At 73.9% G+C, this 13,395-nt stretch carries 14 protein-coding genes and 1 pseudogene; 8 read left to right on the top strand and 7 right to left on the bottom strand.

What is annotated here, in order from left to right:
- Position 1: 1 nt before the first annotated feature.
- Positions 2-229 (bottom strand): DUF3263 domain-containing protein, encoded by a 228-nt coding sequence (locus tag AA75_RS10410; protein ID WP_033819595.1) that lies wholly within the window; start codon positions 227-229, stop codon positions 2-4.
- Positions 230-323: 94 nt separating this feature from the next.
- Between AA75_RS10410 and AA75_RS10415 the strand changes: the two genes are divergently transcribed.
- Positions 324-668, top strand: a complete 345-nt coding sequence (locus AA75_RS10415) for a cupin domain-containing protein (RefSeq protein ID WP_033819596.1) — start codon at positions 324-326, stop codon at positions 666-668.
- An 18-nt stretch (positions 669-686) separates the two neighbouring features.
- Here AA75_RS10415 and AA75_RS10420 read toward each other — a convergent pair whose 3' ends face one another.
- Positions 687-2,018, bottom strand: coding sequence for an extracellular solute-binding protein (locus AA75_RS10420; RefSeq protein WP_368666554.1), 1,332 nt, complete (start codon positions 2,016-2,018; stop codon positions 687-689).
- A 177-nt stretch (positions 2,019-2,195) separates the two neighbouring features.
- On the bottom strand, positions 2,196-2,990 hold the full coding sequence (locus tag AA75_RS10425) for a DeoR/GlpR family DNA-binding transcription regulator (protein WP_033819597.1): 795 nt from the start codon (positions 2,988-2,990) through the stop codon (positions 2,196-2,198).
- 224 nt (positions 2,991-3,214) lie between these two features.
- On the opposite strand from AA75_RS10425, the gene AA75_RS10430 reads away from it, so the two are divergent.
- From AA75_RS10430 to AA75_RS10445, 4 genes are all read left to right on the top strand, one after another.
- A complete protein-coding gene (locus AA75_RS10430; RefSeq protein WP_033819598.1) occupies positions 3,215-4,135 on the top strand; it encodes an SIS domain-containing protein in 921 nt (306 codons plus the stop codon).
- A 180-nt stretch (positions 4,136-4,315) separates the two neighbouring features.
- Entirely contained in the window at positions 4,316-5,248 is a 933-nt protein-coding gene (locus AA75_RS10435; RefSeq protein WP_033819599.1) for an ROK family protein, read from the top strand.
- The gene (nagA, locus tag AA75_RS10440; protein WP_033819600.1) at positions 5,245-6,420 is read left to right on the top strand and encodes an N-acetylglucosamine-6-phosphate deacetylase; all 1,176 of its coding nucleotides are present in this window, start codon (positions 5,245-5,247) and stop codon (positions 6,418-6,420) included. Before AA75_RS10435 ends, nagA begins: the two co-directional genes overlap by 4 nt.
- A gap of 70 nt (positions 6,421-6,490) precedes the next feature.
- Positions 6,491-7,339, top strand: coding sequence for a class II fructose-bisphosphate aldolase (locus tag AA75_RS10445; RefSeq protein ID WP_033819601.1), 849 nt, complete (start codon positions 6,491-6,493; stop codon positions 7,337-7,339).
- A 39-nt stretch (positions 7,340-7,378) separates the two neighbouring features.
- On the opposite strand, the gene AA75_RS10450 is transcribed toward AA75_RS10445, so the two are convergent.
- Together AA75_RS10450 and AA75_RS10455 are read right to left on the bottom strand one after the other, a co-directional pair.
- Positions 7,379-8,290 carry a hypothetical protein gene (locus tag AA75_RS10450; RefSeq protein ID WP_033819602.1) on the bottom strand — a complete coding sequence of 304 codons (912 nt, stop codon included), beginning with the start codon at positions 8,288-8,290 and terminating at the stop codon, positions 7,379-7,381.
- A 125-nt stretch (positions 8,291-8,415) separates the two neighbouring features.
- A complete protein-coding gene (locus AA75_RS10455; protein ID WP_033819603.1) occupies positions 8,416-10,389 on the bottom strand; it encodes a sensor domain-containing diguanylate cyclase in 1,974 nt (657 codons plus the stop codon).
- A gap of 314 nt (positions 10,390-10,703) precedes the next feature.
- Here AA75_RS10455 and AA75_RS10460 point away from each other — a divergent pair, with 314 nt between their 5' ends.
- Positions 10,704-11,243 (top strand): flavin reductase family protein, encoded by a 540-nt coding sequence (locus AA75_RS10460; RefSeq protein ID WP_051812092.1) that lies wholly within the window; start codon positions 10,704-10,706, stop codon positions 11,241-11,243.
- 31 nt (positions 11,244-11,274) lie between these two features.
- On the opposite strand, the gene arfB is transcribed toward AA75_RS10460, so the two are convergent.
- Positions 11,275-11,706, bottom strand: a complete 432-nt coding sequence (arfB, locus tag AA75_RS10465; protein ID WP_033819605.1) for an alternative ribosome rescue aminoacyl-tRNA hydrolase ArfB — start codon at positions 11,704-11,706, stop codon at positions 11,275-11,277.
- Positions 11,707-11,791: 85 nt separating this feature from the next.
- Between arfB and AA75_RS10470 the strand changes: the two genes are divergently transcribed.
- Positions 11,792-12,289: a hypothetical protein gene (locus tag AA75_RS10470; protein WP_199520298.1), complete on the top strand. Its 498-nt coding sequence runs from the start codon at positions 11,792-11,794 to the stop codon at positions 12,287-12,289.
- Between the two features lie 166 nt (positions 12,290-12,455).
- Positions 12,456-13,031, top strand: coding sequence for a TerD family protein (locus AA75_RS10475; RefSeq protein WP_033819606.1), 576 nt, complete (start codon positions 12,456-12,458; stop codon positions 13,029-13,031).
- A 98-nt stretch (positions 13,032-13,129) separates the two neighbouring features.
- Here AA75_RS10475 and AA75_RS49180 read toward each other — a convergent pair.
- A pseudogene (locus AA75_RS49180) lies at positions 13,130-13,395 on the bottom strand (hypothetical protein); the annotation flags it as partial.

Genomic DNA, 13,395 nt, shown 5'->3' on the forward strand with positions numbered 1-13,395 from the left:
CTCAGCGGGCCTCGCGGCGGGCGTCGCGGATCCGGCGCAGGCGGTTCACCAGGACCGGGGCGTGCGCCAGCGCCTCCGGCCGGTCCAGCAGCGCGTTCAGCAGCTGGTAGTACCGGGTGCCGGAGATCCCGAGCTCCGCGCGGACCGCCCGCTCCTTCGCCCCGGCCGTCCGCCAGGCCCGCGCCTCCAGCGCCAGCACCGCGAGATCGCGCTCACTCAGCTCCGCCACACCGGCCACCTCCCTACGCTGTGTCATTCTGCCGCGCCCGTCCGACACACTGTGCCGTCCCCGGCGCGGCTCCGGCCCGGCTAGCGTCGGGGCCATGACCAACAGTTTCGCCGTACACATCCCCGACGCCGACCTCGAGCCGGACCCGCTGGACCCGGCCCAGATCGTCTCCGGCACCCCGGAGGTCTCCGGCAAGGTGCTCTGGGAGTCCCCCGACGGGCGGCAGATCCGCGGGATCTGGCAGATCACCCCGGGCGTGGTGACCGACACCGAGGCGGACGAGCTGTTCGTGGTGGTGAGCGGCCGGGCCACGATCGCGTTCGAGGGCGGCCCGGTGCTCGAGGTCGGTCCGGGTGACCTGGCCGTCCTGCGCGAGGGCGACCGCACCACCTGGACCGTCCACGAGACGCTCCGCAAGGCCTACTGCATCAACCTCTGACCCGGTCCGGCCCGCGGCTCAGTGGGCGGCCGCCGCGCGGGCCCGGCTCGCCTCCTGGGCGGCGGCGGACTGGAGCTGGGTGAGCACCTCGTCCCCGCCGGGCTTCACCGCGCTGCCGATCCTCTCCTTCAGCATCCCGCTGACCTTGTCCCAGGACGGGTCGCCGAGCGGGTAGAAGTTGGCGCTCGACAGCGCATTGAGGAACTCGGTGAGGTCCTGGTGCTTGCCGCTGCCGGTCATCTCGTCCTTGGTGTCCTGGGTGACCGGCAGCAGGTTGTACTCCTCGTCGAACTTGAGGGTGTTCTCCTTCAGGTACACGAAGTTGAGGAACTTCTTGATCTCGGTCTTGTGGCCGTTGGCCTTGAAGGCCATCATCCAGTCGGCGACGCCCAGGGTGCTCGGCTTGGCGCCGGCGTCCTTGCGCGGGATGGCCGCGGTGCCGTAGTCGACCTTCGATTCGATCGCCTTGGCGACCAGCCCGGGGTGGCCGTTGAGCATCGCCACCTTGCCGCTGGCGAAGTCGGAGAAGGCGGTCTTGCGGTCGACCGTCGACGGGTCCGGATAGGTGAGGTGACGGTCCACCAGGTTGGTGCGCAGCCACTTGAAGGTGTCCCGGTTGGGCTGGCTGTCGACGGTGTAGTTGCCCGCGTTGTCGGCCAGCGTGCCGCCGCCGCTCATGGTCCAGATCATCGACTCGCCCTGGGCCTCCTCGGGCCCGAGCGGCAGCGCGTACGGGACGGTCCCGGGCATCTTGGCCTTGATCAGCTCGGCGTCCTTGCGCAGTTCCTCCCAGGTGGCGGGCGGGCCGCCGATGCCGGCCTTCTGGAACATCGTCCGGTTGTAGACGAACACCCGGGTGGAGGCGACGAACGGGATGCCGTACTGGCTGCCGAGCACCTGGCCGGCCTTGGCGAAGGCGTCGATCATGTTCGCCTGGGTGTCGATCGACAGCACGTCGCCGGCGGGGTAGAGCCGGTCCGCGGCGACCTGGTCGGCGTAGCCGCCGGTCTGCACGACGTCGGGGACCTTGCCGGAGGCGATCAGGTCGGCGACCCGCTTGTCGATGTCGGTCCAGGGGACCACCTCGACCGAGACCTTGAAGCCCGGGTTGGTGGCGTGGAAGCGGGCCACCAGGTCGTCCCAGTAGTGCGTGGTGCTGGTGGCCTCGGTGTCGCCGTAGTCCGCGGCGACCAGCTTGAGGGTGACCGGGCCGCCGCCCCCGCCCTCGACGGTGCCGCAGCCGGTGAGCAGCAGCGCTCCGGCCAGTGCGGCGGCGAGGGCCGGGCCGCGGAAGGTGCCGAACGGTCGTGCGGTGGTGCGGGCCGGTCTTTCAAGGGCTGCGCTGTGCAAGTCGGTTACCGCCTTCGAAGGAGGAAAACGGCGCCACCCTGGCAGGCATTGCCCGGGTGGTCCATACCTCTTGCGGTGTTAGTTACCGAGTTGTCTCTTGACGTTGCATCAGATGCAACCGGAAGCCGACTTATCCGGACATCACGGACGGGCGGTCCGGCGCGCGCCGGCGCCCGTTCAGGCGGTGATCACCTCGACGCCGGCCTCCGTGAAGGCGGCGGCCAGCGCGGGGTCGACCCCGCCGTCGGTGACCAGGGCGCCGACCTGGTCCAGCCCGCAGATCCGGGCGAAGGCGCGGTGTCCGAGCTTGGAGGAGTCGGCGGCCACCACCACCCGCCGGGCCCGTTCGGCCAGCAGCCGGTTCACGCTGGCCTCGCCCTCGTGGTGGGCGGTGGCGCCGTGCTCGACGTCGATCGCGTCCACGCCCAGCACGGCGATGTCCAGGGCGAGTTCGCCGAGCACCAGGCCGGCCAGCGGGCCGATCAGTTCGTACGACTGCGGGCGGGCGCCCCCGCCGGTGACGACGATCTTCACCTGGGGGCGGACGGTCAGCTCGTTGGCGATGTTGAGCGCGTTGGTGACGACGGTGAGGGTCTGGCCCGGGCCGTTCTCCGGCCGCTCGGTGAGCTCGGGCCGGACGGCCAGCGCGCGGGCCACCTCGGTGGTGGTGGTGCCGCCGTTGAGGCCGACCACCTCGCCGGGGGCGATCAGCGCGGCGACCGCGGCGCCGATCCGCTGCTTGGCGTCGGCGTGCCGGGCCGACTTGTAGCGCAGCGGCAGGTCGTAGGAGACGTTGTGTGCCACCGCCCCGCCGCGGGTACGGGTGACCATCTGCTGCCTGGCCAGCTGGTCGAGGTCGCGCCGGATGGTCGCCGCAGACACGCCGAGCGCCTCGGCGGCCTCCTCGACCTCCAGCTTGCCGTGCTCGGTGAGCAGCTCCAGCAGTGCGTTCCAACGCTCGTACCTCGACACGCCGTGCCGCCCCTCCTCGCCCGCTCGTCCCGCTCCCGGCGCGCGGGCCGCGCGCGTGAAGCGGGGGACAGCTTGTCACATCTGCGCGGATCGGTGCGGGATCTTCGCGCAGGGTCCGGGCAACGCACCCCATTGCGCAATCGTGCGCGAAAAAGCTATAAATCAATCAGCTTCACGCACCACTGTTGCCGTGGACCGGAGTGCCGACCCGAGGAGCCCACCCGATGCCCCATCCGTCCCTGACCGGCGAGGAACTCGCCACCCAGCCCGCCGACTGGCGCACCGCCGCCGCCCTGGCCGCGCAGACCGGTGACGCGCTGCCGCGGCGCGGCGAGCGCGTCGCCGTGGTCGGCTGCGGCACCCCCTGGTTCATCGCGCAGTCCTACGCGGCGCTGCGCGAGGCGGGCGGCCACGGCGAGACCGACGCCTTCGCGGCCTCGGAGTTCCCGTACGGGCGCCGCTACGACCGGGTGGTGGTGATCAGCCGTTCCGGAACCACCACCGAGGTGCTCGACCTGCTCGGGCGCGTCAAGGCGCCGACCACCGCGATCACCGGCGACACCTCGCAGCCGATCGCGCGGCTGGCCGGGCAGCTGGTCGACCTCGGGTTCGCCGACGAGCGCTCGGTGGTGCAGACCCGCTTCGCCACCACCGTGCTCGCCCTGCTCCGCGCCCACCTGGAGGTGGAGGACGCCCGGCCGGCCGGGGTCGGCACGCTGGCCCGCGCGGCCGACGACGCCGAGCGGGTCCTGGCCCGGCGGATCCCGGCCGAGCTGGTCGCCTGTGAGCAGTTCACCTTCCTCGGCACGGGCTGGACCAACGGCCTGGCCCTGGAGGCGGGGCTGAAGATGCGCGAGGCGGCGCTGGCCTGGACCGAGTCCTACCCGGCGATGGAGTACCGGCACGGGCCGATCAGCATCACCGCGCCGGGGCGCGCGGTGTGGGGGTTCGGGCCGTTGCCCGAGGGGCTGGCCGAGCAGGTCGCCGGGGTCGGCGGGCTGCTGGTCGCCGAGTCCGGGGAGGGCGGCATCGACCCGCTGGCCGACCTGGTGCGGGTGCACCAGCTGGCCCTCGCGCTCGCCGAATCGCGTGGTCTCGACCCGGACCGGCCCCGCAACCTGACCCGGTCCGTCATCCTGGCCTGAGCCCGGCCGCGGCGCCGGGCCGCCGGCCCGCCCGCGGCACCCGCACCGGAAGGAAGGCCGCCCCGGGATCCGCAAACCGCCCAGCAGGCACCAAGTACGACAAACCTCACCCCCCATGGACCAGACCAATCGGGTAACTGGACTAGACCTCTTCGACCTGGGCAAGGGAAACTGTCCCCCGTGAAGCACGTCATCGCACTCGATGTAGGCGGCACCGGCATGAAGGCCGCGCTGCTCGCCCAGGACGGCTCCGTGCTGTTCGAAGCACGCCGACCGACCGGGCGGGAGCACGGCACGGACGCCGTCGTCGCCACCATCCTCGACTTCGCCGCCGACCTCGCGGACGAGGGCCGCAGCCGCTTCGGCTGCGCCCCGCTCGCGGCCGGCGTCGCGGTGCCGGGCACGATCGACGAGAAGAACGGGATCGCGGTCTTCTCCGCCAACCTCGGCTGGCGGGACCTGCCCATGCGGCGGCTGCTCGGCGAGCGGCTCGGCGGCCTGCCGGTCGCGCTCGGCCACGACGTCCGCTCCGGCGGGCTGGCCGAGGGCCGGATCGGCGCCGGCCGCGGTGTCGACCGCTTCCTGTTCATCGCGCTCGGCACCGGCATCGCCGGGGCCATCGGCATCGGCGGACGGATCGAGGCGGGCGCCCACGGCTACGGCGGCGAGATCGGCCACGTGGTGGTCCGCCCCGGCGGCCCCACCTGCGGCTGCGGCGCCCGGGGCTGCCTGGAGACGCTGGCCTCGGCCTCCGCGGTCTCCCGGGCCTGGGCCGGGGCCAGCGGCGACCCGGCCGCGGACGCCGCGGCCTGCGCGCTGGCCGTCGACGCCGGCGACGAGCGGGCGGCCCGGATCTGGCGCGCCGCCGTCGAGGCCCTCGCCGACGGGATCGTGCTGGCGCAGAGCCTGCTCGACCCGTCGACGGTGATCGTCGGCGGCGGGCTGGCGGAGTCCGGTGACACCCTCTTCACGCCACTGCGCGACGCGGTCGCCGAGCGGCTGACCTTCCAGATGCCCCCGAAGGTCGTTCCGGCCATGCTCAAAGACACCGCCGCGTCCCTGGGCGCAGGCCTGCTCGCCTGGGATCTGCTCTCCATGGAGGTGACCGCGTGACAACCGCGGACCGTACAGCACTGGCCGGCGCCCGACTCGTCCTGCCCGACGGCGTCGTCGACCAGGGCCGGATCACCGTCGAGGGCCCGCGCATCGCGGCGCTCGGCGGCGCGGGGCTCCCCGGTGACCTCGACCTGACCGGCTGCACCGTGGTGCCCGGCTTCGTCGACCTGCACGTGCACGGCGGCGGCGGTGCCTCGTACGCCTCCGGGGTGGCCGAGGAAGCGCTGCGGGCCGCGCGCACGCACCTGGAGCACGGCACCACCACCACGGTCGCCTCCACCGTGACCGGCGAGATCGACGAGCTGTGCCACCAGGCGGCGGTCCTCTCCGAGCTGGTCGAGGACGGGGTGCTGGCGGGCATCCACTTCGAGGGCCCGTTCATCTCGCCGGGCCGGTGCGGCGCCCACCGACCCGACCTGCTGCGGGAGCCGGATCCGGCGCTGGTGCGCAAGCTCGCCGACGCGGCGCGCGGCCACGCCAGGATGTTCACCCTCGCCCCCGAGCTGCCGGGCGGCCTGGAGTCGGTCCGGATGCTGGCCGAGCTCGGCATCATCGCGGCGGTCGGCCACACCGACTCCGACTACGCGAAGACGCTGGAGGCGATCGACGCCGGAGCCACCGTCGCCACCCACCTGTTCAACGCGATGCCGGGCATCCAGCACCGCGCGCCCGGCCCGATCGTCGCCCTGTTGGAGGACGAGCGGGTCACCGTCGAGCTGATCAACGACGGCGTCCACCTGCACCCCTCGGTGCTGGACCTGGCGTACGGCACGGCCGGCGCCGACCGGGTCGCGCTGATCACCGACGCGATGGGCGCGGCCGGCATGGGCGACGGGCTCTACCCGCTCGGCCCGCTGGAGGTCCGGGTGCAGGACGGCGTCGCCCGGCTGGTGGAGGGCGGTTCGATCGCCGGCTCCACGCTCACCCTGGACGTCGCGCTGCGGCGTTCGGTCACCGTCAACGGCCTCGGCATCGAGCAGGCCGTGCGCTCCCTGTCCACCGTCCCGGCCCGGCTGCTCGGGCTGAGCGACTCGATCGGATCCCTGGAGGCCGGCAAGTACGCCGACCTCGTCGTCCTCGACTCCGCCACGTACGAACTCATCGCGGTGATGCGCCGCGGCGAGTGGATCACCGGCGCGGACCGGCTCACCAAGGCCCGCACGGCCTGACTCCCCCGTCCCACCGGGGGTGTGAGCAGTGGTTCTGCGTCCCGCTTCTCACACCCTCTGGGGGACTGCCATGCCCGTTGCCCGTACCGCCGACCTGCTGGCCGCCGCCGTCGCCGAGCGGCGCGGCCTGCCCGCCTTCAACGTGATCACGCTGGAGCACGCCGAGGCCATCGCCGCCGGCGCCGAACGCGCCGGCACCCCGGCCGTCCTGCAGATCAGTCAGAACGCGGTCGCCTTCCACGGCGGGCGGCTGCTGCCGCTGGCCCGCGCCTGCGCCGAGGTGGCCGCCGCCGCCCGGGTACCGCTGTCGCTGCACCTGGACCACGTCGAGGACCCGGACCTGCTGCGGGCCGCCCCCGGGGCCGGCTTCTCGTCGGCGATGTTCGACGCCTCGGCGCTGCCGCACGCGGAGAACGTCAAGGCGACCGCCGAGGCCGCGGCCTGGGCGCACCGGCACGGCCTGCACCTGGAGGCCGAACTCGGCCGGGTCGGCGGCAAGGACGGCGAGCCGCCGCTCGGCCCGCACGCCCCCGGCGCCCGGACCGACCCGGACGAGGCCGCGGCGTACGTCGCCGACACCGGAGTGGACGCGCTGGCGGTGGCCGTCGGCAGCTCGCACGCGATGACCACCCGCTCCGCCGCGCTGGACCACCCGCTGATCCGGCGGCTCGCCGGGGCGGTGCCGGTGCCGCTGGTGCTGCACGGCAGTTCGGGCGTACCGGACGCCGAGCTCGCCGCCGCGGTCGCCGCCGGCATGGTCAAGATCAATATCGGGACGGCGCTGAACCTCGCCTTCACCCCGGCCGTCCGGCGCCACCTGGCCGCGGACGACCGGGTCACCGACCCGCGCAAGTACCTCGCCCCGGCCCGCACCGCGATGTCCGAGGTGGTCGCCCACCTCGCAACCGTGGTCCACTGACCCGCCCGACGGGCCCTGGGCCCGCGCTATCGCAGACCGTCAGCGCCGCGGGTAGTCACCGCTGACGGACATGTCGGTCAGGGTCACCTGGTCGAGCAGCACCGTCCCCGAGCCGCCGGCCGGGACCGTCACCGTCAAGGTGTTCGGCCCGGCCTGCAGCTGCGGCCACACGTTGGTGTAGGTCCAGGAGTGCTCGGGGTCGACGGCCTTGGAGTAGACCTTGAAGTTGACGCCGCCCTGGTGGTCCTTGCCGTTGGCCGTGACGGAGGCGGGCATCTCGGCGCCGGTGTTGTTGTAGTGGAACCAGAGCTTGTACTGCCCGGCGGTCGGCACCGAGATCGTCCACGTGACCGAGGAGCCGGGCTGCAGCGTGAGGTAGCTGCCGTCCGCGGAGATCGCGCCCTTGACCGAGTTCCCGGCCGGGGCGTTCTGGCCCTGGAGCTTGGAGGCGTCGGCGACCGGGTTGGTGTCCGCCGTCGGGCTGGGCGAGCCGGACGAGGACGGCGCGGCACTCCCGGCCGTCGCCGGCGCCCCCGCCGGTGCGCTGGCGTGGGTGCTCGCGGCAGCGTCCGGCTTGCCCGCGTCGCCGTTGGACAGGGCGATGCCCGCGCCGATCGCGATGGCGGCGATCACCGCTATCGCGCCGATCACCGCGGCCTTGCCGCGCCCGCCGCTCGGCCGCTCCTCGCCCGGCTGCGGGCGCGAACGCTCGGCGTACCGGGTCTGCTGGGGGACCGGCGTGGTCGGGGCGGTCGGCGGAGCGGACTGGTACTGCTGCGTGGGCGCCGCGGGTGCGCCGTACTGGGCCCGGCCGACCTCCATCGGCCTGCTGTACCCGCTGCGCGGCTGCGGCTTGGGGGCCGTCTCGCCCTCGGCGGGACGGTAGAGGTAGGCGAACGGGTCGTCGTCGCCCGCGCTCTCGGGTGTGCCGTTGCTGCCGGCCGTGGTCACGGTGGTTCAACTCCCCATCGCGGCGGGCCGCACGGAGCTTGCCGTACGGTCAAGTGGTGGACGCTCGTACCCAGGGCACCCTACCTGGCGCCCGGGACAACGGGGAAAGGCGGCCTGATCTGCGGTTAGCCCGCTCGGCGGTGCGAGCGTTCGCCGCGTGCGCCCCGGACGGCGCTCCCCCGGGCCCGCTTCTCGTCGTACATCCGCTCGTCGGCCGCGTGCAGCACCTCCTCGATGCTCATCCCGCAGCCCGCCCAGCCGATGCCCAGGCTGACCCCGACCCGCATCGCACGGTTGTCGATCCGCATCGGCGGGATGATCGCGTTGCGCAGCCGTCCGGCCAGGTCCTTGGCCTCCTCGCGGCCGATGCCGTCGGCCAGCACGACGAACTCGTCGCCGCCCATCCTGGCCACCGTGTCGCCCTCGCGGACCACCTGCTGCAGCCGCCGGGCCACCTCGATCAGCACCGCGTCGCCGGCGTTGTGGCCGAACCGGTCGTTGACCGACTTGAAGCCGTCCAGGTCGCAGAAGAGCACCGCGAGCCCCTTCTCGCCCGGTGCGCCGGGCCGGCGGCCGGCGCCCCAGGCCTCGCCGCCGGGCGGCGGCTCGAGCGGGACCACGGCGTGCACGTGGTCGGCGGCGGGCTCCCGGGTGCGCGGCAGGTACCCGCCGTCGAAGGCCTCGACCTCGCGGTGCAGCGACTCCTCGGGGTGGCCGTAGCCGTGCGCCGGGACGCCCGCGTCCAGGCCCTCGAAGCCGCCGTGCGCGCCGTAGGAGGCGCTGTACGGGGGCTCGTCGAACGCCGGCTCCCAGGCCGTGCCCCAGGACGCGCCGTGGGCGAGGTCCGGGGCGCCGTGGACGGCCTCCCCCGCCGAGGGCCCGTGCCCGGCGGCGACCGCCCCGTAGCCGCCGCCGAAACCGTCCGTGAACCCGTCGGTGAACCCGCCCGCGTAACCGTCGCCGTAGCCCGCCCCGTACGCCGCGCCGTGGGCGGCCGCGCCGCCCGGGCCCTGGGGGGCGGCGCACAGCCGGCGGCCGAGCCGGGCCCGCAGCTCGGAGCCGTTGGGCAGGCCGGTGAGCGCGTCGTGGCTGGCCCGGTGGGCGAGCTGGAGCTCGTGCTTCTTGCGGTCCTCGATGTCCTCGACGTGGGTGAGCAGGAAGCTCGGCCCCTCGGCGGCGTCGGCGACCACCGAGTTGCGCAGGCAGACCCACTGGTAGCCGCCGTCGCGGCGGGAGAGCCTCAGCTCGGCCCGGCCGCCCTCGGCGCTGGTGCGCTGGAGCAGCGCCAGGTCCTCGGGGTGCACCAGGTCGGCGAAGCGCTGCTGGCGCAGGGTGGCCCGGGGGCGGCCGAGCAGCCGGCAGAGCGCGTCGTTGACCCGGGTGAGCTGGCCCATCGCGTCGCCGTGCAGTTCGGTGATGGCCATCCCGCTGGGCGCGTACTCGAAGGCCTGGCGGAAGCTCTCCTCGCTGGCGCGCAGCGCCTGCTGCTCCTTCTCCAGCCTGGCCAGGGCGCGCTGCATCTCCGCGCGTAGTCTCGCGTTCCCGATGGCGATGGACGCCTGCAGCGAGAACATCTCCAGCGCCTCGCGGGTCCAGGCGCCCGGGCGCTTGCCGCTGCGCGGGCGGTCCACCGACAGCACGCCGAGCAGGTCGCCGCCGGCGCTGTACATCGGGGCGAGCAGGCCGTCGTTGGGGTGCCAGTCGTTGGCGTACACCGGCAGCGGGCCGTCGCCGGTCCAGGTCGGCACGTCGGAGGCGACCGCCCAGCCGCGGTCGTGCGGCAGGAAGCGCAGGGTGCCCCAGTGGTCGCAGACGCCCAGCAGCCGCTCCCAGGACTCCCGGGAGCCGACCTGGCCGAGCAGCACGGCGGGCCCGCCGAGGGCGCTCTCCTCGATCTCCCAGACCGCGGCGACCACCAGGTCGCCGTCCGGGCGGACCAGGCTGACCGCGGCGGCGTCGAATCCGAGCCCGTGCACGGCGCCCTCGACCACGGCCTGGAGCGTGCCGGCCAGGCTCCGGGCAGCGTTGAGGTCCGCCACGACCCGGTGCAAGGTGCGGAGGGTCGCGAGGCGGACGTAGGGCTCCGACTCGGCTTCCATGCGGGGGCTCCCCGGCTGCTTCGGATTGTTCGTGACTGGTTATCGTCCGATTGCCAGAAGAACTGAATCACAGGGAGCACTGCGATAGGCACGCTCGGTCAGCAATAGGTAGCGACTGTGACCCAAATCACAAGCGGATGGCCCGGTTCGGGCGCTTTGAGTCATCCGATACCGGGACATTCCCTGTCTCCGGACCGTCCGGCGGTCGGCCCGCGACGGGTGCGGCCGTGCTCCGGGCCTCGGTCGGGCGGCCCGGCGGACCTACGACCAGGGCCCGATACCGGCGGCGGGACGGGACGACTACCGTGCCGTACGTGCACACCTCCCCACAACCCGCAGCCACTCCCGCCACCGCACCGGTCGCCTCCGCCGAGGACTTCCGGGCCGCGCTGGCCCAGCTCGCCGCCGGCGTGTCCCTGGTGACCGCCAACGACCCCGAGGACGGCGAGGACGTGGGCATGACCGCCACCTCGTTCCTCTCCGTGTCGCTGGAGCCGCCGCTGGTGCTGGTCTCGGTGCGCACGGAGTCCCGGATGGACGAGGTGCTGGAGCGGGCCGGGGTGTGGGCGGTGTCGCTGCTCGGCGAGGACCAGCGGGCGCTCGCCTCGCGGTTCGCCATGAAGGGCCGGCTCAGCGACCGGCTGCTGTTCGCCGACTCCCCGCACCGGACCGGGCCGCACTCCGGGGCGCCGCTGGTGGACGGGGCGCTGGCCACCGTCGAGTGCCGCACCGAGCAGCGGATCGCGGCCGGCGACCACGTCCTGGTGGTCGGCCGGGTGCTGGAGGCGCGGGTGACCGGGCCGGCCGAGCGGCCACTGCTGTACTTCCGCGGCGGCTACCGCGGGATCGGCTGAGCGGCGGCCCGAACGGCCGCGCGAGAAAACGTCACTCCGGGCGGAGCCGGCTGCGGCCCTGCTTGAGTTCGGCCCGGCGCCGCTTGTTGTCGAGCCGCCGCTCGACCATCCCCCGGCTGGGCTTGGTGGCCCGCCGGGCCTTCGGCGGCGGCGCGGTGGCCTCCCCCAGCAGCGACGCCAGGCGGGCCGCGGCCACCTCCCGGTTGCGCCACTGCGAACGGTGCTCGGAGGCCCGGACCACCAGCACCCGCCCGTCCACCAGCCGGCCGGCCAGCCGCTCCAGGGCGCGGGCCTTCCAGACCTCGGGCAGCGCGGCGCTGGCCGCCAGGTCGTAGCGCAGCTCGACCTGGGTGTCGGAGGTGTTGACGTGCTGGCCACCGGGGCCGGAGGAACGGGAGAAGCGCCAGACGAGCTCGGCGTCGGGGACGACCACCGACCCCCGTACGCGGATGGGCTCAGGCATGCGCCCATCATCCCGCGCCGCCGGGCCCCCGGTCACGCGGTTAATCGGCCCCGGCCGGTCGGGGGCGGCCCGCCGGTGCCGGACAATGGCGTACGTGATCGAGCTCGGCTACGCCCTCTCCAACCGGTTCCCCGACCCTCCGCAGACCGACTACCGGGACGCGTCGGTGCGCAGCCTGCGGTACGACCTGTTCTGCGGCGACGTCTACCTGGACCTGGACGGTGACGAGCTGTCCACGGCCTGGGGCTGGGTCCCGGTGCTGGACTTCGCCTGGGCGCTGTGCGACATCGTCGAGCAGCTGGACGCCGACCCGCAGGGCAGCCGGGCGGCCGCCGTGCAGACCGCCGACCTGGACTTCACCCAGAACACCGAGCTGCTGAGGTTCGCCCGCCGCTTCGGCTGGGTGGAGATCAGCGCCACCTGGCGCCGGGACGCCGAGCCGCTGGTCGTCCGCCACGCAGAACTGCGGCGGGAGGCCCGGGACTTCCTCCAGGACGTGCTCGCCGACCTGACCGACCTGCACGACGGGCTGGCCGACAACCCGGCGATCTGGACGGTGCAGGGACGCTTCCCGCGGGTATGAGCGGCCGTGCGGCGCTGCCCCGGGCGGCGCCCCACGGGCACCCGTACGGGGGCCCGGCCGGGCGGTTCACGCGATGGTTCGTGACAGAACTCGCCGCCCGGATGGAACCATGGACGGGCCGGTCCGCGTTCTCCCGGCAAAGCGACCGAAGGGACACCGAAAAAGCATGCCAGTGAGCCTCTCCAAGGGTGGCAACGTCTCGCTGACCAAGGAGGCCCCGGGCCTGACCGCGGTCACCGTCGGCCTCGGCTGGGACGTCCGCACCACCACGGGTGCCGAGTTCGACCTGGACGCCAGCGCGATCGTCCTCAACGAGGGCGGCAAGGTCTACTCCGACCGCCACTTCGTCTTCTTCAACAACACCAGCACCCCGGACAACAGCGTCGTCCACACCGGCGACAACCGGACCGGCGAGGGCGCCGGCGACGACGAGGCGATCAACGTCAACCTCGCCGCGCTGCCGGCCGACGTCACCAAGATCACCTTCCCGGTCTCGATCTACGACGCGGTCACCCGCGGCCAGAGCTTCGGCCAGGTCCGCAACGCCTACATCCGGGTGCTGAACGCCAACGGCGGCGCCGAGATCGCCCGCTACGACCTCTCCGAGGACGCGGCCACCGAGACCGCCATGATCTTCGGCGAGCTGTACCGCAACGGCGCCGAGTGGAAGTTCCGCGCGGTCGGCCAGGGCTACGCCTCCGGCCTGGTCGGCATCGCCCAGGACTTCGGCGTCAACGTCTGACCCGACGCCACGGGCGGTACGCACAACGGGCGGTGCCCGGACCCCGCGGGGTCCGGGCACCGCCCGTCCGTCGTTCACCGCACCGGCGGCCGCCCGGCTCAGGCCCGGCCGGACCTCAGCTCGGGCAGCTCCAGCAGCTCGGTCTCGTCCTCCGGGGTCAGGTCGACCACCTCGGGGCGGCCGTGGTCCGGCTCGGCCTCCTCGGACCGCCGGGCCGGCTGCTCGGCCGGCTGCTCGCCCGCCAGGGCCGGCGGCACGGCGTACCGGGCGCTCGCGGCGAGCGCCTCGTCGCCGACCACGTCCGCCAGGTCGCCCACCGACGGCGCCGGGGCGGCGGCCCGGACCGCGGCCGCCCGGACCGCGC

Source organism: Kitasatospora sp. MBT63, assembly GCF_000710465.2.
Lineage (GTDB): Bacteria > Actinomycetota > Actinomycetes > Streptomycetales > Streptomycetaceae > Kitasatospora.

Excerpts from the sequence above, each read along its gene's own strand:
- AA75_RS10470 (WP_199520298.1), top strand. The coding sequence starts at position 11,792 with ATGGCGTACGTGATCGAGCTCGGCTACGCCCTCTCCAACCGGTTCCCC.
- AA75_RS10445 (WP_033819601.1), top strand. The coding sequence starts at position 6,491 with ATGCCCGTTGCCCGTACCGCCGACCTGCTGGCCGCCGCCGTCGCCGAG.
- AA75_RS10415 (WP_033819596.1), top strand. The coding sequence starts at position 324 with ATGACCAACAGTTTCGCCGTACACATCCCCGACGCCGACCTCGAGCCG.
- AA75_RS10430 (WP_033819598.1), top strand. The coding sequence starts at position 3,215 with ATGCCCCATCCGTCCCTGACCGGCGAGGAACTCGCCACCCAGCCCGCC.
- AA75_RS10475 (WP_033819606.1), top strand. The coding sequence starts at position 12,456 with ATGCCAGTGAGCCTCTCCAAGGGTGGCAACGTCTCGCTGACCAAGGAG.
- AA75_RS10455 (WP_033819603.1), bottom strand. The coding sequence starts at position 10,389 with ATGGAAGCCGAGTCGGAGCCCTACGTCCGCCTCGCGACCCTCCGCACC.
- arfB (WP_033819605.1), bottom strand. The coding sequence starts at position 11,706 with ATGCCTGAGCCCATCCGCGTACGGGGGTCGGTGGTCGTCCCCGACGCC.